This is a genomic window from Ralstonia sp. UNC404CL21Col (assembly GCF_000620465.1).
GTDB classification, from domain to species: Bacteria; Pseudomonadota; Gammaproteobacteria; order Burkholderiales; family Burkholderiaceae; genus Ralstonia; species Ralstonia flatus.
Map to the genome: position 1 here is coordinate 704981 of NZ_JIBE01000004.1, position 21596 is coordinate 726576.

17 protein-coding genes and 1 riboswitch are annotated in these 21596 nt (G+C 65.5%); of the genes, 3 read left to right on the forward strand and 14 right to left on the reverse strand.

The genetic code is table 11. The features are described 5' to 3' along the window. Window positions 1–2: 2 nt before the first annotated feature. From N511_RS0111295 to N511_RS0111315, 5 genes are all read right to left on the reverse strand, one after another. The gene (locus tag N511_RS0111295; RefSeq protein ID WP_027679387.1) at window positions 3–1328 is read right to left on the reverse strand and encodes an MFS transporter; all 1326 of its coding nucleotides are present in this window, start codon (window positions 1326–1328) and stop codon (window positions 3–5) included. A gap of 77 nt (window positions 1329–1405) precedes the next feature. Further along, complete coding sequence (locus tag N511_RS0111300; RefSeq protein WP_037026614.1) at window positions 1406–2770, reverse strand: MFS transporter; 1365 nt, start codon at window positions 2768–2770, stop codon at window positions 1406–1408. A 61-nt stretch (window positions 2771–2831) separates the two neighbouring features. Then, on the reverse strand, window positions 2832–3782 hold the full coding sequence (locus N511_RS0111305) for an SMP-30/gluconolactonase/LRE family protein (protein WP_027679389.1): 951 nt from the start codon (window positions 3780–3782) through the stop codon (window positions 2832–2834). A 5-nt stretch (window positions 3783–3787) separates the two neighbouring features. After that, entirely contained in the window at window positions 3788–4738 is a 951-nt protein-coding gene (locus tag N511_RS0111310) for an NAD(P)-dependent oxidoreductase (RefSeq protein WP_027679390.1), read from the reverse strand. Beyond that, entirely contained in the window at window positions 4738–5436 is a 699-nt protein-coding gene (locus N511_RS0111315; protein WP_027679391.1) for an RraA family protein, read from the reverse strand. The genes N511_RS0111310 and N511_RS0111315 overlap by 1 nt, the downstream gene beginning before the upstream one ends. A 170-nt stretch (window positions 5437–5606) precedes the next feature. On the opposite strand from N511_RS0111315, the gene N511_RS0111320 reads away from it, so the two are divergent. Together N511_RS0111320 and N511_RS0111325 are read left to right on the forward strand one after the other, a co-directional pair. Beyond that, window positions 5607–6317 carry an IclR family transcriptional regulator gene (locus N511_RS0111320; protein ID WP_027679392.1) on the forward strand — a complete coding sequence of 237 codons (711 nt, stop codon included), beginning with the start codon at window positions 5607–5609 and terminating at the stop codon, window positions 6315–6317. Between the two features lie 8 nt (window positions 6318–6325). After that, window positions 6326–6931, forward strand: coding sequence for a GNAT family N-acetyltransferase (locus tag N511_RS0111325; protein ID WP_027679393.1), 606 nt, complete (start codon window positions 6326–6328; stop codon window positions 6929–6931). Here the strand turns inward: N511_RS0111325 and N511_RS0111330 are convergent. The 4 genes from N511_RS0111330 to N511_RS0111345 all read right to left on the reverse strand — a co-directional run bounded on the left by N511_RS0111330 (window position 6928) and on the right by N511_RS0111345 (window position 13158). Then, entirely contained in the window at window positions 6928–8208 is a 1281-nt protein-coding gene (locus tag N511_RS0111330) for a voltage-gated chloride channel family protein (protein ID WP_027679394.1), read from the reverse strand. The genes N511_RS0111325 and N511_RS0111330 overlap by 4 nt on opposite strands. Window positions 8209–8285: 77 nt before the next feature. Next, a riboswitch (Fluoride riboswitch) is annotated at window positions 8286–8363 on the reverse strand. A gap of 117 nt (window positions 8364–8480) precedes the next feature. Next, window positions 8481–9761 (reverse strand): cytochrome c, encoded by a 1281-nt coding sequence (locus N511_RS0111335; RefSeq protein ID WP_027679395.1) that lies wholly within the window; start codon window positions 9759–9761, stop codon window positions 8481–8483. A gap of 5 nt (window positions 9762–9766) precedes the next feature. Continuing rightward, window positions 9767–10327 carry a (2Fe-2S)-binding protein gene (locus tag N511_RS0111340; RefSeq protein WP_027679396.1) on the reverse strand — a complete coding sequence of 187 codons (561 nt, stop codon included), beginning with the start codon at window positions 10325–10327 and terminating at the stop codon, window positions 9767–9769. Then, the gene (locus tag N511_RS0111345) at window positions 10324–13158 is read right to left on the reverse strand and encodes a xanthine dehydrogenase family protein molybdopterin-binding subunit (protein ID WP_027679397.1); all 2835 of its coding nucleotides are present in this window, start codon (window positions 13156–13158) and stop codon (window positions 10324–10326) included. The genes N511_RS0111340 and N511_RS0111345 overlap by 4 nt, the downstream gene beginning before the upstream one ends. Window positions 13159–13490: 332 nt before the next feature. On the opposite strand from N511_RS0111345, the gene N511_RS0111350 reads away from it, so the two are divergent. Beyond that, the gene (locus tag N511_RS0111350) at window positions 13491–14984 is read left to right on the forward strand and encodes an acyl-CoA synthetase (RefSeq protein WP_027679398.1); all 1494 of its coding nucleotides are present in this window, start codon (window positions 13491–13493) and stop codon (window positions 14982–14984) included. A gap of 27 nt (window positions 14985–15011) precedes the next feature. Here N511_RS0111350 and N511_RS0111355 read toward each other — a convergent pair whose 3' ends face one another. From N511_RS0111355 to N511_RS0111375, 5 genes are all read right to left on the reverse strand, one after another. After that, complete coding sequence (locus N511_RS0111355) at window positions 15012–16781, reverse strand: phospholipase D-like domain-containing protein (protein ID WP_027679399.1); 1770 nt, start codon at window positions 16779–16781, stop codon at window positions 15012–15014. Between the two features lie 361 nt (window positions 16782–17142). Further along, window positions 17143–18294 carry an enoyl-CoA hydratase/isomerase family protein gene (locus N511_RS0111360; protein ID WP_027679400.1) on the reverse strand — a complete coding sequence of 384 codons (1152 nt, stop codon included), beginning with the start codon at window positions 18292–18294 and terminating at the stop codon, window positions 17143–17145. Further along, a complete protein-coding gene (locus N511_RS0111365; RefSeq protein WP_027679401.1) occupies window positions 18291–19088 on the reverse strand; it encodes an enoyl-CoA hydratase in 798 nt (265 codons plus the stop codon). Before N511_RS0111365 ends, N511_RS0111360 begins: the two co-directional genes overlap by 4 nt. Beyond that, complete coding sequence (mmsB, locus tag N511_RS0111370; RefSeq protein WP_027679402.1) at window positions 19088–19981, reverse strand: 3-hydroxyisobutyrate dehydrogenase; 894 nt, start codon at window positions 19979–19981, stop codon at window positions 19088–19090. Before mmsB ends, N511_RS0111365 begins: the two co-directional genes overlap by 1 nt. 19 nt (window positions 19982–20000) lie before the next feature. Beyond that, window positions 20001–21548 carry a CoA-acylating methylmalonate-semialdehyde dehydrogenase gene (locus N511_RS0111375; protein WP_027679403.1) on the reverse strand — a complete coding sequence of 516 codons (1548 nt, stop codon included), beginning with the start codon at window positions 21546–21548 and terminating at the stop codon, window positions 20001–20003. Window positions 21549–21596 lie beyond the last annotated feature (48 nt).

Consider the following 21596-nt stretch of genomic DNA (forward strand, 5'->3'; position numbering starts at 1 on the left):
GGTCAGGCGGTCTCCGTCTTGCTCAGCACCTGCGCTTCCGGCGTGGAGCGGCTCAACAGCAGCAGCGTCGTCACGCTCACCAGCGTCAGCACGGCCAACGGCATCAGCGCCAGTGCATAGCTGCCGGTGGCCTGCTGGACCCAGCCGTACACATTCACCATCAGGCCGCCGCCGATGAGGTTGGCAATCGCGTTGATGGTGGCAAGCCCCGCAGCGGCTGCGCTGTTCGAGAGCATGCCGGAGGCCAGCGCCCAGAACGGCCCCTTGAACGAATACGCCCCGACCAGCACCGCGCACAGCATCACCATGGTCGGCACGAGCGACCCGCTGAGCGACGTGCCGAACAGGCCCAGGCCGATCAGCAGCATGGGAATGGCGGTGTGCCAGCGGCGCTCCTTCAGGCGGTCTGAGCGGCGGCCCCACAGCACCATCAGCACCGATGCCACGGCATACGGCACGGAGTTCAGCAGCCCCGTCTGCATGACGGTCAGCCCGAACGATTTAAGAAGCTGCGGCTGCCATACCGACAGCGTGCTGCCGGCGGCCGATGCGCACACGTCTACCAGCGCAAGGCACAGCACGTAGCGATTGCAGAACAGCTTCGCCAGCGGCATCTGCGCAACTTTCTTCGGCCCGCGCGCTTCACCGGCCAACGTATTCGTGAGCCACTGGCGCTCTTCGTTCGACAGCCATTTGGCTTCCTCGGGCCGATCGCTCAGCACGCGCAAGCAGGCGATGCCCAGCAGCACCGTGGGGATGCCCTCGAGGATGAACAGCCAATGCCAGCCGCGCAGGCCGGCAAACCCATCCATCTGCAGCAGCGCGGCGGAGATGGGCGAACCGATAAAGCTTGCCGCCGGGATTGCAACCATGAACGTCGCCACAATGCGCGCACGGTGTGTTGCCGGAATCCAGTACGAGAGGTACAGCAGCACGCCGGGGAAGAACCCGGCTTCTGCAGCCCCCAGCAGGAAGCGCAAGGCATAGAACGAGACCGGACCGCTCACCAGCGCCGTGGCGGCCGAGACCAGCCCCCAAGTGATCATGATCCGCGCGATCCAGATGCGTGCGCCGTAGCGTTGCAGCGCCAGGTTGCTCGGCACCTCGAAGAAGAAGTACGACACGAAAAAGAGGCTGCTGCCGAAACCGAACACACGGGCCGTCAGCCCGAGGTCATGGTTCATCTGCAGCGAGGCCATGCCTACGTTGCCGCGGTCAATGAAGGCCAGCAGATAGCAGACCATGAGAAACGGCACGAGCCGCCAGACCACCTTGCGAAGGGTCCGCTGCTCGATCTCGGTGACGCCGGTACCGCCGGTCACTTGCATGTGTGTCTCCTGGCGCCGTCGGGGTGCTGTGCGGCGCTGTTTGAATGTCTAGGTAGAAAGGTACTGCGATCACACGATCAGCGTGTTGCGGCTTCACCGGCATCGGCGCCCGGGTCGCCCAGCCAGGCGATGGACAGTGCGCCGATGATCAGCACAGCCGACACCGCCAGCAGCGGTGCCGTAAAGCCCTGCGAGTACTGCTTGATGGCACCGACCATCGACGGACCGACAAAGCCGCCGAGGTTGCCGACGGAAACGATCAGTGCCAGGCCGCCCGCGGCCGCACGGCCCGTAAGGAAGGTGGACGGAATCGCCCAGAACGTGGCCTGGAATGCCAGGATGCCGCTCACCGTCACGCACAGCGCCGCGAGCTTGAGCGCCGGTGCATCCAAGGCCGTGCTGGCCGCCAGCGCAACCGCTGCAACCACCAGCGCGGCAGCCACATACGGGACGCGGTTCTGCGCGCGGTTTGCCGTGCGGGCCCACCACAGCATGACCACCGCACCCAGCGCATACGGGATGGCCGTCAGCCAGCCGACCACGGTGTGCTCGACACCAAACTGTTTGATGATCTGCGGCATCCACAGGCCCACGCCGATGGAGCCCACGATGCCGCAGAAGTTGATGAACGCCAGCACGAAGACGCGCCAGTTGGTCATGGCATCGCGCAGGGTCGCGCCGTGTTTGCTGGCGATGTCGCGTTGCTCCATGGCGAGGCGGCGCGCGAGTACGGCCTTCTCATCTTCGGTGAGCCATGTCGCCTTTTCCGGCCGATCCGCGAGCACGAACAGGCACGCGATGCCAAGCAGCACGGCCGGCAGCCCTTCGATCAGCAACAGCCATTGCCAGCTGCGCAGCCCATGCAGGCCGCCGAGTTCGAGCAGCGCGCCGGAAATGGGTGAGCCAATCATGTTCGCCACCGGAATGCCCACAAGGAACGCAGCCGTCACCTTGGCGCGCCACTTGCCCGGAAACCAGTGCGTGAAGTACAGATAGATGCCCGGCGTGAAGCCCGCTTCGGCCAGACCCAGCAGAAAGCGCGCCGCCGCAAAACTCTTGGGCCCGACCACGAACGCCGTGGCCATCGAGAAGATGCCCCACGTGATCATGATCCGCGCGATCCAGATGCGCGCCCCCACCTTCTGCATGATGAGGTTGCTCGGGATCTCGAACAGGAAATACCCGATGAAGAACAACCCTGCGCCGAACCCGAACTGCTCGGCCGTGAGGCCAATGTCCTTGTTCATGGTGAGCGCGGCAAAGCCCACGTTGGTGCGATCGAGATAGCTGATCACATAGCAGGCGAAGATGAACGGCAGGATGCGGCGGAACGCCTTGGCCAGCGTGCGTTCGCTCGCCTGGTAATCCGCATCGGGCAGCGTGGCGGCGGGGCGCGCATCCGCGCCATGCGCTGGCGTGGTGGCACTCAAAGTCTGGGACATTTGCATGGTCTCCTCCATCGCGCTTCTGTGAGCGCTCAGGGTCGGGTATCGATGAGCTGGGCTAGGGCGTTGGTTGGGTCTGCCTTGCGCGATGCGGCAGCGGGCCGGCGATGTCCATCTCGGTCTTGAGCACCGTGCCGGACACCGATTCGATCATGAAGAGCGTCTTCATTTCGCGGCCACCGAAGCACAGGTTCGTGAGCGATGCACCTTCGGGGCTGGTCAAGACCATGTCCGGCTCCGCACGGTGGTTCAGTACCCATGCGCGGCCGAGTCCGGGGTTGGCCACGAACAGCCGCCCCGCCGTGTCGATCGTCAAACCATCCGGGCCGCTCGGGCCGTACGACGTAAAGAACTGGCCGACCTTGCTGACGGAGCCATCGGCCTGTAACGGCACACGCCACACGCAATTGCCGCGCGTCATGGCGACGTAGAGCACCTTCTCGTCGGGCGACAGCACAAGCCCGTTGGGGCTGGGGCAATTGCCGAGCAGCATGTCGAGCCTGCCTTCCGGCGAGAGGCGATAGACGCGACCCGTCGGGTCTTGCAGCCCCGTCTGGCCCTGGTCGGTGAAGTACAGGTTGCCGCGCGAGTCGAACGTCAGGTCGTTCACGCCCTTGAAGCGCTCGGAGTTGCGGCGCTCAAGATACGGCGTGACTTCGCCACGCTTGATGTCGAGCAGCATCAGCCCGTTGCGGTAGTCGGTGATGAGCAGGTGCGCATCGTCGACGAACTTCATGCCGTTGGGCTCGCCGTCGTATTCGGTCACCAGTTCCCAATCGCCCGCCATCGAGATGCGGAAGACGCGGCCGTGCGGGATATCGGTCACGTACAGATGACCGTGGCCGCGGCCGTCCGGACACCACACCGGTCCTTCCAGAAACGAGTCGGTGGCTTGCCCGCCGCGATTGGCGCGTGCCCATTCCGTCTGGACATCGGGCTTGCGAAACCTGGCAGGCATGCGCGTGAAGACTTCGGCTTCACGCACCGCCGGTGGCGAGAGCAGGAACATGGACATCACGCTGCCGTGCGGGCACGTTCCTCGATCACTGCGAGCACATTGGCCACCGCGCCCTTGCCCATGTTCACGTAGGCCGCATCGCTCACGCCGCCGACGTGCGGCGACAGGATGATGTTCGCAATACCCTGGAACGGATGCGGCACCGTCATCGGCTCCACATCGAAGCTGTCGAGCCCTGCTGCACGGAGTTGGCCGCTGGCCAGCGCGTCCACCAGCGCGGCTTCGTCAATGAGGCCGCCGCGCGCCGTGTTGACCAGGATCGCGCCGGGCTTGAAACAGTTGAACGCGTCGCGGTTCAGCATCTTGCGGTTCTCGGCGGTCAGCGGGCAGTGCAGCGACACCACATCGGACTGCGCGTACAACTCGCCAAGGCTCACCAGCTTGACGCCTGCCGGCGCCTCCTTGGCGTACGGGTCGAAGGCGATGACATTCATACCGAACGCCAACCCGATCGTGGCGGCCCGCCGGCCGATCGCACCCAGGCCGACCAGCCCCAGCGTGCGGCCATCCAGCTCGACCGACTTGTGCGTTGCCTTGTCCCAATGCCCGGCACGCATGCGCGCGTCGAGGTGCGGGACAGACTTGGCACACGCCAGGATCAGCGCCCACGCATGTTCGGCCACGGCCGCAGCATTGGCGCCCACTGCAGCCCGCACCGCGATGCCACGCGCCGCGGCAGCATCCTGATCGATGACGTCGATACCGCTGCCGTGCTTCGAGATCACCTGCAGGTTGCCGCCGGCTGCATCCATGATGCGGGCGTTGACCTTGCCGTAGCGCACGATGATCGCTACCGGCTTGTGCCGTGCGCAGAGCGCGAGGATGTCGTCTTCGGTGGGCTGCTTGCCGGCAAACACCACCTCGAAATCACCCAGCATCTCCATTGCTTGCGGGGCCAGGTCAGCTGCCGTGACCAGCAGGACGGGCTTGGTTGCAGTCGTGCTCATTACAGTGCCTCGCCTTCGGCCAGCATGCCCGCCGCGCGCAGTTCTCTCTCGAGCCAGCCCGGGCGTGTATCGCCCTTGCGGATCGCCGCAATGCGGGCCGCTTCGGCGTCCACCTTTTTCTGTGCGAGCACGAGAATGCGCTCAACGTCGGCACGCGGGATCACGACCACGCCATCTGCATCGCCCACCACCAGGTCACCGGGGTGCACCGTTGCGCCGGCAGCGGACACGGGCAGGTTCACGCGGCCGGCCACGCTCTTGGTCGGCCCGCACGGGTTCAAGCCGGCAGAGAAAACGGGGAACGTGCCGTGCGCCAGCTCGTGCGAATCGCGCACCGCGCCATCGATGACAAACCCGGCGATGCCAGTGGCCTGCGCCTGCGTGGCCATGATTTCGCCGATCAGCGCGCAACTCTGGTCGCCCTTGCCGTCGACCACGATCACATCGCCGGGCTTGGCGACGGCCAGGGCGGCATGGATGGCGAGGTTGTCGCCGGGGCGCACCTCCACCGTGACGGCCGGACCGGCCACTTTCATGGTCGGCGCGAGCGGTTTGACGCGACAGTTCAGGGTGCCGCGGCGGCCGGCAACGTCAGCCAGGATGGCCGCCTGGAAGCGGGCAGCCGCCTCGACCAACGCGGGCGAAACGCGCTCGATATCGCGAACGATGGCGGAAATGCTGTGCGAAAGGGTACTCATGAAAAACCTGCCTCAGACTGTGATGTTGTATCGTGTAAAACTCTGGTGTACTTGGTGAAATCACTATAGCCACGACAGGCAGGTCGATCCACTAGCGTTTACCCTTCCGGCAGATACAACGGCGTTGTACATAGTACAATCACGCCGTTCGGAGTTCGGGGAGTCGGAAAATGGGAAATGACGGCGTTGCCGCAGTAGAAAAGGCGCTGGCCCTGCTGGATTGCTTCAAGCCGGGGGCGGAAGCCCTGTCACTCGCGGCCTTGGCACAAGCATCGGGCATGCACAAGACCACGGTGTATCGGCTGATGAACTCGCTGGAGCGCATGAGCTATGTCACCCGCTCCGAGTCCGGCGCGTACTCGCTCGGGCCGCGCCTGCTGTATCTCGGCAAGCTCTACGAGCAGTCGTTCCACTTGTCTTCCGTGGTGGAGCCAGTGCTGCATGCGCTGGCGGCGGCCACGCGAGAAAGCGCATCGTACTACGTCGTCGATCACGGCCGGCGGCTGTGCCTGTTCCGCGCCGAGCCGTCCGAAGGCCTGCGCGAAACCCGCCTGCCCGGCACATCGCTGCCGCTGGACGACACGGCCATCAGCCACGTGCTGCGTTATTGGGGGCTGGGTGAAGCGCTGTATGACGGCATCCCTGAATTACCGCTCTTCACCTCCGGCGCGCGTGACCAGCACACGGCGGCGTTTGCCACGCCCATCTTCGGTTCCGGCGACAAGTTCATGGCTGCGCTGACGCTGTCGGGCGCAGCCTCCCGGCTGGAAGCGGCACGCACGTCTGGGGATGTCGTCACGAAGCAGTTGCAAGCGGCGTCCGACCTGTCGCGCAAGCTCGGCGCAAGTACGGCGTTGTGCGAACGCTTCTACGGTGTGTGACACAAGCCATGAGCCAGCCCACGCCCGATCTTTTCCAGCCGACCTTGGTCGGCCAGCACGTTGAACTGCGTCCGCTTCTGGCGCACCACGCCTCGGACCTCGTTGCGGCCGCGGCCGATGGGGCGTTGTGGAATCTGAAGGTGACGGTCGTTCCTGGCCCCGAGACGATCGACAGCTACATTGCGACCGCGCTGAAAGGGCGCGACGCCGGCAGCGTCATGCCGTTCGTGATTGTCCGGCGCGACACGGGCCGCATCGTCGGCAGCACGCGCTTCTGGAAAATTGACCGCACCAACCGCAAGCTGGAGATCGGTCACACATGGCTGAGCGCATCGGCGCAACGCTCCAACATCAACACCGAAGCCAAGTCTCTGCTGTTGACGCACGCGTTCGAAACCATGCACTGCGTGCGGGTGCAGTTCACCACGGACGAACTGAACGAAAAGTCCCGCGCGGCCATCCTGCGTATCGGCGCGAAGCAGGAAGGCATCGTGCGGCACGAACGGATCATGCCGGACGGCCGCAAGCGCAACTCGGTGCGGTTCAGCATCATCGACACCGAATGGCCCGAGGTGAAGGCGCTGCTCGAAGCCAAGCTCGCGCCTCCGCGCTAAGAGCGCCCGGCGGATTCAGCCGGAGCCTGCGCCGCCGGTTCCGTTTCGGACGGACGCTTCGCATGGCCAATGCGCTGCGCGTGATAGATGCCGGTGTGGCCCGAGAAGAGATAGCTCACCACGCAGGCAATGCCGGCAAACGTGCCGACTTCGGGGCCGAAGAGTTCCATCGCCATCAAGGTCGACGCGATGGGCGTATTGGCGGCCCCCGCAAACACGGCAACGAACCCCAGGCCCGCCAGCAGCGGGAACGGCAGCGGCAGCACGTAACCCAGCGCATTGCCCAGCGTGGCGCCAATGTAGAACAGCGGCGTGACCTCGCCGCCCTTGAAGCCGGACGCCAGCGTCACGATCGTGAACGCCGCCTTGCCGGCAAAGTCGTACGCCGGCAGCGGAGTGTGGAACGCATCCACGATGACCGGAATGCCGAGGCCGAGATATTTGTCCGTCCCCAGCGCCAAGGCCGCCGCCACGACCACGCTGCCGCCCAGCACGGGGCGCAGCGGCCCGAAGGCGATGCGATGCTTCAACACGCGGCTGAGCCGATGCGTGAGCGCCGCGAATGTCATGCCCGCCAGACCGAAGACGATGCCCGCCACCACGACCAGGCCGATCGCGATGGGCGTGAGATGCGGCACAAACGGAATCGCATACGGCGTGTGGTGCACGCCCAGCAACGGCGGCACCAGGTCGCCCACGATGGCCGCGATGAAGCACGGCAGGATCGCGTCATAGCGCAGACGGCCGATCGCGAGCACCTCCAGCCCGAACACGGCGCCGGCCAGCGGCGTGCCGAACACCGACGCGAAACCCGCGCTGATGCCCGCCATCAGCAAGATGCGCCGGTCCGCCGGGGCCAGCGAGAACAGTCGCGTGAGGTAGTCCGCAAAGCTGCCGCCCATCTGGACGGCCGTGCCTTCACGCCCGGCCGATCCGCCAAAGAGGTGCGTGACCACGGTGCCCAGCAGGATGAGCGGCGCCATGCGCTTGGGCACAACCCGCTTCGGGTCGTGGATCTCGTCGATCAGCAGGTTGTTGCCACCTTCCACCGCGCGCCCCGTGTAGTGATAGAGCAAGCCGACGGCAAGGCCCGCCACGGGCAGGAACCACAGCAACCAAGGATGAGCAATGCGCGTGTCGGTCGCCCAGTCCAGCGCCAGCAGCAATACCGCGGAGCCCAAGCCCGCAAGCATGCCGACAAGCGCGCCCAATGAGAGCCAGCGCAGCAGATACCCGAACATGAGCAGCGGCTCGGAGCGTGTGACCATTTTCTTCATGATGACCAGATTCGAAGAACTCAAACCTGAGCGACAGAACGTCGTTTGGGCGTGTGCCTACAACTTCCTTCGTCCAGGAACTTGTAGGCATCATCAGCCGGACGCGTCATCCGCAACCCGGCGGTTAAGGGAGGCATGCCATCTCCGCAAGGCTCAAGATTGTGCCCGAAGCCAGTTGCTGCCACAACCGGGAACGTTCACCCGCGCTGCCCCAAAAAAAACCAGCCCGGGCATCGTGCCTGGGCGGGCTTTTCCGGCTTCAGGGGTGCCGCCTACTGCCGCAAACCCTTCACGCGGTCAGCGGTGAGATCGGCTGGTTGCCCGCCAAAGCTCGTCCGCAGGTAGTTGGCCAAATCGGCCAGTTCCGTATCGTTCATCTGCGCAAAGCTCGGCATCTCCTGCATGGCTTCCGTGCCCGGGAAGCGCTGCGCTTCAATGCCGTCGAGCATCGAGACGATCAGGTTATGCGCGTCGGCATTGCGCACGGTGGCGTTGCCCAGCATCGGCACGGCCACATGGGGCTTGCCTTCGCCGTCGCGGCCATGGCAACCGGCGCAGACGGCGAGGTAATGCGCGCGTCCGGCCTTGAGCTGATCGACATTCTCGGGCGTGGCGGCCACCGGCTTGAGCGCCTGCGGCGCAGGCGCCTTGTCGCCCAGCAGATAGGTCGTCAGTGCCGCCACATCGGCCTGACTGAGGTATTGCGTGCTCAGGTGGACGACCGGGTACATCTCGCCAAACGCCGAGCCCTGCGGCGCGATGCCCACACTGAAGAACGTCTGCAGGTCGTTCTGCGTCCAGCCCCGTGACACCAGGCCGGCAGGCGTGATGTCCGGCGCGACCACTCGGCCCAGCGCCGCGCCGGCAAGCGGTTTGCCGGCATCGAGCTGACCGGCAAATCCGCGCGGGCTGTGGCATTCCGCACAGTGGCCCAGCGCGTTGGCCAGATACCGGCCACGCTGCCACGCTGCTGTGTTGCCCACCGATGCATCGGGCAGCGCGTTCTTCAGGAAGAACACGTTCCAGCCCGCCATGGCAATGCGGATGTTGTACGGAAAGCGCAGCTCATGCTCGCGGTTGGCAACAGCCGCCGGCTTCACCTGCTGCGTCAGGTAGGCGTACATCGCATCGGTATCGCCGCGCGACAGACCGCGATACGACGTGTACGGCATCGCCGGATACAGGTGCTTGTCGGGCGTGACGCCGTCGTGCAGCGCCTTGTAGAAATCGTCCGCGCTCCACTGGCCGATGCCCTGTTCCTTGTCGGGCGTGATGTTGGTGCCGTAGAAGGTGCCGAACGGCGAGGCCAGCGCCACGCCGCCGGCAAACGGCGCACCGTCCTTGGCCGTGTGGCAGGCTGCGCAGTCGGCAGCGCGCACAAGGGCGCGGCCGCGGTTGATCAGGTCGGCGCCGGTCAGCCTGGCCGGGGGCGGCTGGTCGGCGGCGGGCGGGATATCGGTGGAGCGGTCACCGCAGGCGGACAACGCCGCGGCGGCCAGCAATGGCAGCAGCGCCTTTCGCGTCCATTGAGTGAATTGCGTCAGTTCAGCCATGGCCATCACTTGCTGTCCTTGACGAGCCCGGGCGTGCTGAGGACAACGTCCTTCACAGCCTCGAAGTAGCGCACGTAGCCGGTGCAGCGGCAGATGTGGTCGTTCAGCGCTTCGGTGATCGTCTCGTCAAGCTTGTCGCGCGCTACGGGCTCGCGCTTTAGGCGCTCCACCAGCACCGTCGCGCCATTGACGAAGCCCGGCGTGCAATAGCCGCACTGAAAGCTGAAGTGCTCCAGGAACTTCTGCTGCACGAGCGTGAGCGACACCACCTCGCCCTTCTCATCGCGCTTGGCGTGCCCTTCCACCGTGCGCACCTTCTTGTTCTGGAAGAAATGCGCGCCGGTAATGCACGTGCGCACTTCTTCGCTGGTGCCGTCCGGCTTGTCGAGGATGACCGTGCAGGCGCGGCACACGCCCTGCCCGCAGCCGAGCCTCGAGCCGGTCAGGCCGGCGTATTCGTGCAGGAAGTCGATCATCATCAGCCCCTCGGGCACTTGCGTGGGGCCGACATCCTTGCCGTTGATATGAACGGTGAGCGGTTGTGTCGTGATGGTCGTATTGCTCATGCCAGTACCTCCTGAATCTTTTCCGCGGTCACTGGCAGGCTGGTGAAGCGGTGTCCGATGGCATGCGCGATGCCGTTCACAATGGCGCCCACCACCGGGATCATCACCACCTCGGCAATGCCCTTGGGCGGATCGGTTTCCGACACGGGCGGCAGCACAGTGCCGGTCTGCGTCCACACGGCCACGTCTTTCGCACGCGGCAAGTGGTAGCGGTTGAAGTTCCACGTGCCGTTGCCCGGGCCGTCTTCGTACAGCGGCAGCGCTTCATGCAGCGCGTGGCCGATGCCCATGGCGAGCCCGCCCTGCAATTGCCCCGACACCAGCTGCGGCGATATCTGCGTGCCGCACTCCATGATCGTGTGGTGCGACAGCAGATCGACCTTGCCGCTGGCTTCGTGCACCGACAGTTCGACCAGCGTGCCGACCGCGCTGTAGTACGTGACCGACGCGTTGTTACGCTGCGTCGGCGCGATGTAGACCTTCTTGCGATCCAGCACGTGATACCCGCCCGGAGTGGTCATCTTCGCCTTGCGTGCGGCGTCGGCACCCTCGCCGTAGCGCACGGAAAGCCCGTCGATCGGCACGCGCGTGGCTGCGCCGTTCACCTCGAAATCGGCCTCCGACCATTGCCAGCGGTTGAACACGTGCACCACCGCGCCCGTCACCAGGCCCAGCTCGTGCGCCTTCTTGACGATCTGTTCATAGGGCAGCGCCTCCAGGCCGCCGGCCGTGAGCTTGCCGTCGACCCAGCGCGCGTCTTCCACGCGCACCACCAGCGACGCCGCCTGGCCGCCGCCGATGCCCTGGCTCCAGATCGCCATGGCTGCCGGCCACAGGCCATGCATGAAGACGATGCGCGCCGCCTCACGCGTGCTGTGCGTGAAGTAATACGCCGAGTTGGTCGCGCTCGACGGCGACGCATATGCCGGAGACCAGCGCGGGTTGGCCGATGCCTTGTCCTGATCGGCCTGGCTCATGAGGTACGGGTCGCCGCTGGTCACAACGGGCAGGTCTGCCCAGTCCGTCACGGCCACGCGCACTTCCGCTGCGGGGCGGCCCAGCCAGCGCGCCACGGCCACGGCTTGCGAGGTCGACATGCCGGTGCCGATTTCCGCCGCCACGTGGTGCAGCGCGATCTGCCCGTCAGCGCGGATTTCCACCTTGGCAAACGACGCCTCGGCGCCCGTGCCGAAATCCTTCTGCACGCACGCGAATCCCACGCCGTAGCGCTTGCCCGGGTGGGCGGCCTCAAACTCGGTTTTCTTCTTCGCGCGATTCACCCACAGCGGATGCACCTTGGCCGCCTGCAGCACTTCATCCACGCGGATGGCGCCGGCGGGAATCGCGCCCTGCGTGTTCTTCATGCCCGAACGCAGCGCGTTCTTCAGGCGGAGCTCGATCGGGTCGAGCTTCAGTTGCTCGGCAAACTCGTCGACCATCACCTCGGTGGCGGCCATGCTCTGCAGCGTGCCGTAGCCGCGCGCCGAGCCTGCGTCGATGGCGCGGGAGGCAATCGCCACGGCGGTCAGATCGTTCTTCGGGAAGTAGTAGATCGACTGCGCGGCCGTTGCGCCCACCATCGCAACCGACGGCGAGAAATTGGCTCGCCCGCCGCCATTGGCCTCGAAGTGCCCCTGGAACGATTGGAACAGGCCGGTCTTCCTGTCCACGGCGATGCGGTACCGCATCTTGAATGCGTGCCGCTTGATGGAAGTCTGGAACTGCTCGTAGCGGTCATTCGCCAGACGCACCGGCTTGCCGTCGGCATACAGCGCCGTCACCAGGCCGTAGAACGGGAAGTTGTAATGGTCTTTCGAGCCGTAGCCCACCGTGTAGCACGGATGCACGATCACCTGCTTCACCGGGAACGCACCGCGGGCCTTGGCGATCATCTCGGCCGCACTCTCACCCACTTCCACCGGACTTTGCGTGGGCACGATCATGTGCAAGGTCTGCGTGGTGCTGTCGTACCAGCAGTTGGCGTTGTCGTTTTCCAGCGCGGCGGTATCAACCGATTGCGTGTTGTACTCGCGTTCGAGCACCAGCCAGTCCGCTGGCGGTTTGTCGAGTTCTGCGGCGATCTGGTTGGCGTAGAAGATGCCCTGCTCGCCGAGCTTGCCGTGGTCAACACCGTCGGGCCACACGGGCTCGTGCTTGCGCATCATGCTCGGAAAGATCGGCGCGTTCTTCAGGCTCGAGAACACATCGTCGTCATACGGGCCTGCGCCGCCCACGCGCACAAAGCGGAAGGTGCCCCAAGGGTCGCGCTCGAGCGGCCCCGTCTGCGCGCCGTAGCGGATGATCTTGTCCTGGAACTTGAGCTTGTCTTTCGCAAAACGGAAGCGCGCGAAGTCGTGATAGATCAGGATGGCGACGGCGTGGCCCAGGTAGGCGGGCGTCTTGCCGGTGGGCAGCAGCATGTCGTCGCCGTAGAACGCAGGGAAGGCGACGCCATCGCGCGCCAGGTCGTCTGCGGTCACCACGCGATCGGGCTTGAGGGCCTCGCCCAGCAGGCTCAGGTCGAAACCTTCGTACGTGCGATCGGCCAGCGTGGTGCGCAGGATGAACGCGTGCGACTGCTGCTGCGGCCAGTGCGGCATGTCGCGCGAGCGGATGTCATGTGCGAAGACCTTGTCGCCCGTCACCTTGGCAATGCCGTCGATGCGGAATTTTGGCGTGCCGGTTTTCGGGTCCCACTGGACAGGCGTGAGGATCTTCTCTTCAAACAGGGCCGCAAAAGCGCGGCTGCCCAGCGGTGCGATGACGACCGAGACGCCGGCCACGACGGTCGCTTTGAGAAAAGCGCGGCGTGACGGATGGGTAAGCGGCATGAATTCTTCCTCGACGGGAGGATGATGTGGGGAAAGAAAGGCGGCCAGGTGCGGGTGTTGCAAGCGGCTGCGCCTCTTTCGATTTTGGTGCGCGCGTTGCCGCAAAACAAGGCAGGGGTATGAATACCCTCTATTTGGCGTACGTTATCTGCCTTGGCATGGTCTTGTGCATACGCAGCATTCCAGCATCGCCGCTCGTGCCGCCACGCACGCGTTGTCCAATTGCGTTCACCAGTGTGCGCAATTGGCCGTGGATTGTTCAAGGCTGCTCGATCCGGCATGCTGCATGGATTCAGCAGCCGTCCACCAGAGACCTCGCGCAGGAGACACGCATGACCGCCCACCTGATCTTCGACGATCGCCCCACCGATGCCGATACGCTGCTCGCGCGCGGTGCCGCCCTTGCGGGCGGTCTGCGCCGCATGGGCGTGCAGGCGGGCGACGTGATCGGCGTGCTGCTGCGCAATGCACCGGCTTACATCGACGTGATGCACGCCTGCCGCATCGCGGGGTGCTACTTCTGCCCGATCAACTGGCACTTCACGCCGGCCGAGGTGGAATTCCTCGTGCGCGATTCGGGCGCCAAGGTATTGATCGGCCATCGCGATCTCGTCGACGCGGCCGAACCGCTGCTGCCGGCCCATGTGCAGCTGCTGCGCGTGGACGCCGAAGGCACCGACCGTGCCGACGGCTATGCCAACTGGCTTGCGCTGCAGACGCCGTACGACGGGCCGCTGGTATCGCCGCGCGGGCACATGGCCTATACCTCGGGCACTACCGGGCGGCCCAAGGGCGTGGTGCGTCAGGCCGTGCCGCTCGACCAGCTCGACGCGCATCTGCAGAAGGCACGTGCTGTGGTGGCGGCCACGTTCGGTATCGTGCCGGGCTGCCGTGCGCTGGTGCCGGCGCCGCTCTATCACAGCGCGCCCAGCCTCTTCGCACAGCAAGCCGCGCAGATGGCGGAGCTGCTGGTGGTGAACGCGCGTTTTGATGCGCTGCGCGTGCTCGAGCAAATCGAGCGCTACCGCATCGATACCGTCTACCTCGTGCCGATCATGTATGTGCGCCTGCTCAAGTTGACGGACGAAGAACGCAGCCGCTACGACCTGTCTTCGCTGCGCTTCGTGGCGTCCACTGGTGCACCGTGCGCGCCGGAGATCAAACGCAAGATGATCGAGTGGCTCGGCCCCGTCATCTATGAAACCTATGCGTCGAGTGAAACCGGCATGATCACGGTGATGGACCCGCGCGACGCAGCCGCCCGCCCCGGCAGCGCGGGCCGCCCGGTGTGCGACGCGCGCGTGCGCATCCTGCGTGAAGACGGCACGCCCTGCGCCACTGGAGAGGTCGGCCTGATCTACAGCCACCAACCCGCCTACCCCGATTTCACCTACCGCGGCAATGACGAGGCGCGCGGCAAGATCGAGCGCGACGGCCTCGTCACGCTCGGCGACATGGGCTATCTCGATGCCGACGGCTACCTGTATGTGTGCGACCGCGCATCGGACATGGTCATTTCGGGCGGCGTGAACATCTACCCGGCCGAGATCGAACATGCGCTGCTGCGCCACCCCGATGTGGTCGACTGCGCCGTCTTTGGCGTGCCGTGCGATGAATACGGCGAGCGCCTCGTCGCCGTGGTGCAGACCGAACGCAAAGACCCGCAGGCCGAACCCGTGATCGAATGGCTGCGCGGGCAGATTGCAGGCTTCAAGATCCCGCGCCAGATTGAATTCACCACAGCACTGCCGCGCGACGACAACGGCAAGATCGCCAAGCGCCGGCTGCGCGATGCGTGGTGGGGCGACCGGCAGCGACGCGTATAAGGCTGCACGCACCGCCGCCGGCATCGGTCACGCGACCACCGCCTCCTGCGCTGTGCCCGACTTGGCGAACAGCGTGCGCTCGGTGAACTTGATGTTCTGCGGATCGTAGTACGGGTCGGCCCATGCGCCGGTCGGCTTCAGCACCAGCGGCTTGTCGGCCGTGGCCTTCGATTCCCCCGCGCGGAAGCGGTAGTGGTCGAACAGGCGGATGGCCTCGATCGCATAGGCTGTGACAATGGCCGGGTCGTAGATGGCGATCAGGCTGTCGCCGTTCTGCTCTTCGCCGCCCTTTGACAGGTTGGACGAGCCGCAGAACACGACCGGCTCATCGCCATTGAAATCGCACACGACAAACTTGTGGTGGATGTGCTGGCCGGTGCCGGCATCCACTTCCTGCTTGAACGGCGCAGGCGCTTCGTCCTTCAAATACGCGAACGACACGGTTTGCGACGGCACATCGCGGCCGGGCGCAAAGGCATCGACACCACCCCGCTTGTCGATCACGCCCAGCGAGAGCAGCCCAGCCTTGTGCGGCACCACCTGTTCGAGCGTGGTCAGCATCTTGCCGCCGCCATCGGTGGCCATCACCGCAAACAGTACGGACGACAGCGCGCCCTTCACGCGGTCGGCCGCCTCCGTCAGCAACGCATCGGTCTGATGCGGCGAGAAGCCGAAGCGCGCACGCGGCGTACTGCCTTGCGGCACCGCCTGCCAGCTGGCGGCCAGCGCGTCGGCGCGGAAGGCTGCGGCCACCTTGCGGCTGCCGGCAGCGTTTTCGCCGTATTGGCCGATCCATCCCCACAGACGCTCGAACACCTGCGCATACAACTGCGCAACGTCTTGCTCGAACACGAGCACGCTGTTGGCCTGCACATACAACCCGCGCAGCGAGAAGTTGGCAGAACCGGCCAGCACGCGCACCGGCTTGCCGGCCGCATCACGCAGCAAGATGGCCTTGTGGTGCTGGAACCGCGCCAGGTGCGTGCGGCGGACATCCGCGCCGGCTTGCCGGAAGTATTCGGCAGCCTGCGTCTCAAACGCGTTGTCGGTGCCGTGGCCCGTCGGGCTGGCGCCGTTGCCGACGTAGTTGTCCTGAATCACGCGGACCTTGCGACCGTTCTGCGCAAGCCACGCAATCGCCCGGATGATGTCGGGCTCGTCCAGGTCATAGGCCAGCACGTCGATGCCGTAACCCTCGGACGCATGGCACTGGTTCAGCAGATCGATGATGAGACGGCGGCCGGTGGCGCCCAGGTAGGCGTACTTGTTCTGATACGGCTGCGTGTCGTACAGCAGCGGCGATTTTGTCTGCGCGCGCTTGTCCGGTGCCAAGGCCGTGTTGCCGCCGTAGTGATCGATGAACGCCTGCGACGACACATACCCACGCACCATGCCGACGGTGGCCCAATCGCTCATCGGCTGCTGCAGCGTGACGGTGACGGTGCGCGTGGCGCGCGTCTCCAATTGCACAGGGTTCGTCGACGCGAAGTAGCGCGCGTGCACGGTGTAAGTCAGCTGCGCAGCGGCATGCGGCGGAAAGTGGACCCAGTGGAACGACTGAAACGGCGCGTCAATGGAATCGGCATAGTGGCCGGCCTTCAGCGGCGCATCTGCATGGATGGGCGTGTCGAAGGTCAACCGGTTGGGCACCCAGTAGGGCGCCCCGCCCTGCGGCGTGCACTGGATGGCAAAACCGGCCAGAGCGGCGCGATCGGCATCGGCCACATCAAAGGCGAACAGCACGGCGCTGTCGCCCTGATACACCTTCACCTGAAATGAATCGACGGATGTCGCCATGGGAGCCTCCTGGGGTGGCAGAGCATCCGTCCAGTTAGCACCGCGATTGTGACAACCATCTGACGCCGGGCACCGAAACCCAATTGCCATGCGGGTTGGCAGGCCGTGACTTCAACGCGGTTTCAATCCGATCTGCGGATTCGGGCGGCAGGTGCGAGTACGACCGCGCAAAAAACCGGGCAAAAAAAACGCAGCGGAACCCGCTGCGTACGATGAGAACGTGAGGGGTGACCTCTCCTCGCTCGTGTAAGTTACACGTAAGTGATGACAGAAATTTGTCACGAAACCGACTTATTGCCCTGGGCGGTCTGCAGGAAATGACGGATCCGCTGCTTTTGAGGCATGCCGGTCACATGCCGGTTCAACCAAGCCCCGCCAACGGGTGCACCTCCGCCCGCCAGGGCGACGTCAGAAAATGCCGCACCCGCTCGGGCCGCACCTGCGGCAGCGTGGCCGGCGCCCAGCCGGGCCGGTGATCCTTATCCACCAGATGCGCGCGCACGCCTTCGCAGAAATCGCCTTCCTGGATTCCGCGCGCAACGATGCCCAGCTCCATTTGGAAGCATTCCGCCAGTGACAACTGCCGCCCCCGCAGCAGCGCTTCGCGCGTGACATGCAGCATCGTCGGCGAATGCGTGGTCATGGCGTCAAGCGTCGCCTGCAGCCACTGGCGCGGCTCGCGTGCCGATTCGCGTTCGAGGCTCTCTCGCAGCGTGGCCACAATGCGATCGACCGAAGACCGCCGGTCGAAATAGCGCAACACCCACGGCATCGCCTGTGCAAGCGGCGCGTGCGGAACGATGTTGCACGGCGGCTCGAATACGCGGCGCAGCGCCTGCATGAGGTCGCCATCGTGCGGCATGCGCTGCAGGCGGTCTTCGAACGAGGCGAGCCATTCGGCAGGCACGCACACATCGGCCAGGTGGCAATGCAGCGCATCGGCGCCGGTCAGCGTCACGCCGGTCAGGCCGACATACAGCTCAAGCTCGGGCGACATCACGCTCAAAAAGCGCGTGGCGCCCACGTCGGGCAGAAAACCGATGCGCGTTTCCGGCATCGCCATCTTCGTGCGCTCGGTCACGACGCGCAGCCGTGCGGCCTGCCCAAGGCCCATGCCGCCGCCCATGGTGATGCCGTCCATCAGCGCAACGATGGGCTTCGGAAACTGGTGCAGCGCGTAGTCGAGCCGGTATTCGTCGACGAAGAATTGCAGCCAGCCGTCGTCGCCGTCCATGCGGCCCTGTTGCGCAAGCTGATAGAGCGCGCGCACATCGCCGCCGGCGCAGAAGCCCTTCTGGCCCGCGCCGCGCAGCACCAGGGCGGCGATGCCGTCGTCATGGCGGCATTGCTCCAGCAGCGTGGCCAACTGGCGCACCATGCCGTGCGACAGCGCATTCAGCGCAGACGGCCGGTTCAAGGTAATGACGGCCACGCGGTTCACCACGCGCATCAACACCTCGGGCTCGGCAGCGGCGGGCTGGGGCGCTGCCGCCTGCAGTTGGACGGCACTCATTGCAGCGTCTCCGATTCGTGTGTGGAATGCCAGCGCGGCGCGCGCTTCTCAAGGAAGGCGTTCACGCCTTCGCGCTGGTCCGGATGGTCGAACAGATCGACAAAGCGCTCGCGCTCCACGGCCAGCGCCGCGCTGCGCGGCACGCCATTGCGCGCCTGGTGAATGAGCTGCTTGCTGAAGGTGACGGCCTGCGGGCTCAACGTCGTCACCCGCAGCGCCATGGCGATGGCGGCTTCGCGTGCAGCGCCCGTTTCCACCACCTCTTCCACCAGGCCGATGCGCAGGGCGGTCTGCGCATCGACGCGCTCGCCGGTCAGGATCATGCGCTTGGCCCAGCCTTCATCCACCAGCCATGGCAGCGTCTGCGTGCCGCAACCGCAGCACAACAGGCCGACGGCCGTCTCCGGCACGGCCAGCTTGGCATGGGCCTCGGCGATGCGGATGTCGCATGCCAGCGCGCACTCCAGGCCACCGCCCATCGCAAAGCCGTTGATGGCAGCGATCACCACCGGGCGCGCATTCTGCAGCGCCTCGAACGCGGCACCGAAACGTGCAGCGGCCTCGCGCGCGACATCGCGATCGCCATCGGCAAAGGTGTTGAGGTCGGCGCCCGCGCTGAAGAACTTCGGCCCATCGCCGGTGACGACGATGGCGCGCACGCGTGCATCGGCGTTCAATCGCTCGACGGTGCCTTGCAGCTGCAGCAGACCTTCCGGGGTGAACGCGTTGGCCGGCGGACGCTTGAGCGTCAGCACTGCGACGGTGCCCTCATGCAGCGTTTCCAGTTCGATCATCACGCCGCTCCGTCTTTCCGATACAGCTTGATGACGGCGGAGAAATCCAGCTTGCCATCGCCCTTGCTGCTCACGGTTTGATAGAGCTGCTGCGCCAACGCGCCCAGGTAGACCGGTTGACGGACCGACTTTGCTGCGTCACCGGCCAGGCCCAGATCCTTGAGCATGAGATCGGTGCCGAATCCGCCCGTGTAGCCGCGCGACGACGGCGCGGTCTCGATCACGCCCGGGAACGGGTTGTAGGTGTCTGAACTCCAGCACCGGCCCGTCGACGTGTTGATGATGCCGCCCAGCACCTTCGGGTGGATGCCCAGCGCCTCGCCCAGCGACATGGCTTCGGCCACGCCGGCCATGGTGATGCCGAGCACGAGGTTGTTGCAGATCTTCGCGCCCTGGCCCGCGCCGGTGTCGCCGCAATGCACGAGGTTCTTGCCCATGGCGGACAGCACCGGACGCACCTGCTCGAACGCCTGTGCGGTGCCACCGACCATGAACGTCAGCGTGCCGGCTGCCGCGCCGCCCGTGCCGCCCGAGACCGGCGCATCGACAAAGGTGTTGCCGTGCTCGGCCGCCAGCGCGGCAAACGCCTTCACGCTGGCCGGGTCGATGGTGCTCGAATCGATGATGGGCACGCCCTTGGCGATACCCGCCAGCACGCCGTCTTCCGCCGTCAGCACGTGGCGTACATGCGCGGCGGCGGGCAGCATGGTGATCACGGTTTCCGCGCCCGTCGCGGCGTCCTTGGGAGACGCGGCGGCCATGGCACCGGCTTCCACCAGCGCGCCCACGGCCTGCGTATTCAGATCAAAGACGGTCAGCGCGTGGCCCGCCTTGAGCAGGTTGCGCGCCATCGGGGCGCCCATGTTGCCCAGGCCGATGAATGCGATTTTCATGTCAACGCTCCCGGTGCGATCAGCGCAGGCTGATGGTGGTATTCACGCCACCGGCATCGACCGCGTCGTCAAACCAGCGCGCCGTGACCGTCTTCGTTTGCGTGTAGAACTGCACGACCTGCTTGCCGTACGGGCCCAGGTCGCCCAGCTTGGAGCCGCGCGAGCCGGTAAAGCTGAAGTACGGCACGGGCACCGGAATGGGAATGTTGATACCGACCTGCCCCACGTCGATCTCGCTCTGGAACTTGCGCGCCGCCGCACCGCTCTGCGTGAACAGGCCCACGCCGTTGCCGAACGGGTTGGCATTGACCAGCGCAATCGCATCGTCCAGCGTAGGCGCGGTCAGCACCAGCAGCACGGGCCCGAAGATTTCGTTGGTGTAGATGTCCATATCGGTCTTCACGTCGGTAAAGACCGTGGGGCCGATGAAGTTGCCGTCTTCGTAACCCGCGACGCGCACATTGCGGCCGTCGAGCGCCAGCGTGGCGCCCTGCTGCACGCCCGATTCGATCAGGCCGAGAATGCGTTGCTTGGCGGCGCGTGACACGACGGGTCCGACATCGGTGCCCGGCTCGACACCGGCATTCACCTTGAGCGTTTTTGCCTTGGCGATCAGGTCCGGCACCCACTGCTGCGCAGCGCCCACCAGCACGACGACGGAGGTCGCCATGCAGCGTTGCCCCGCTGCGCCGAAGGCCGCACCCACCAGCGCATTGATCGCCTGCTCGCGATTCGCGTCCGGCAGCACCACGGCGTGGTTCTTGGCGCCCATCATCGATTGCACGCGCTTGCCGTGCTCGCTGCCGAGGCGATACACATGCGTGCCGACCGCGGTGGACCCGACAAACGAAATCGCCTTCACATGTTCGTGCGTGCACAGCGCATCCACCACGTCCTTGCCGCCGTGCACGACGTTCAGCACGCCCGGCGGCACCCCGGCTTCCAGCGCCAGCTCAACGAGCTGCATGGTCGACAGCGGATCCTGCTCCGAAGGCTTGAGCACGAACGTGTTGCCGCACACGATGGCCATCGGAAACATCCACAGCGGAATCATGGCCGGGAAGTTGAACGGCGTGATGCCCGCGCACACGCCAATCGGCTGGCGCAGCGTGTAAGTGTCGACCGCGCCCGCCACGTTCTCCAAGAATTCGCCTTGCTGCAGCGAGCCCACCGAGCACGCATGCTCCACCACCTCCAGCCCGCGGAAGATGTCGCCTTCCGCATCGGGCAGCGTCTTGCCCTGCTCGGCCGTGAGCGTGCGGGCAATGCGCGGCGAGTGCTCGCGAATCAGCGCCTGGAACTTCAGCATGATGCGCATGCGCGCGCCGACCGGCGTGTTTTTCCACGTGGCAAACGCAGCATGTGCGGAGCGGATGGCCGCGTCCACTTCGCCGGCCGTGGCAAAGGGCACGCGCGCCAGCACTTCCTGCGTGGCGGGGTTCACGATGTCGCGCCATTCCTTCGACTGCGATTCGACAAACTCGCCGCCGATCAGCAGCTTGACGGTGGGCGGGGTGTCCTGCTGTGCAGCAGGCTTGGCGGAAGCGAGGGAAGCAACGGCGCTCATGGGAGTCTCCTGGCGATTCGGTATCGGTTGCGGTGGCGGTAGCGGTAA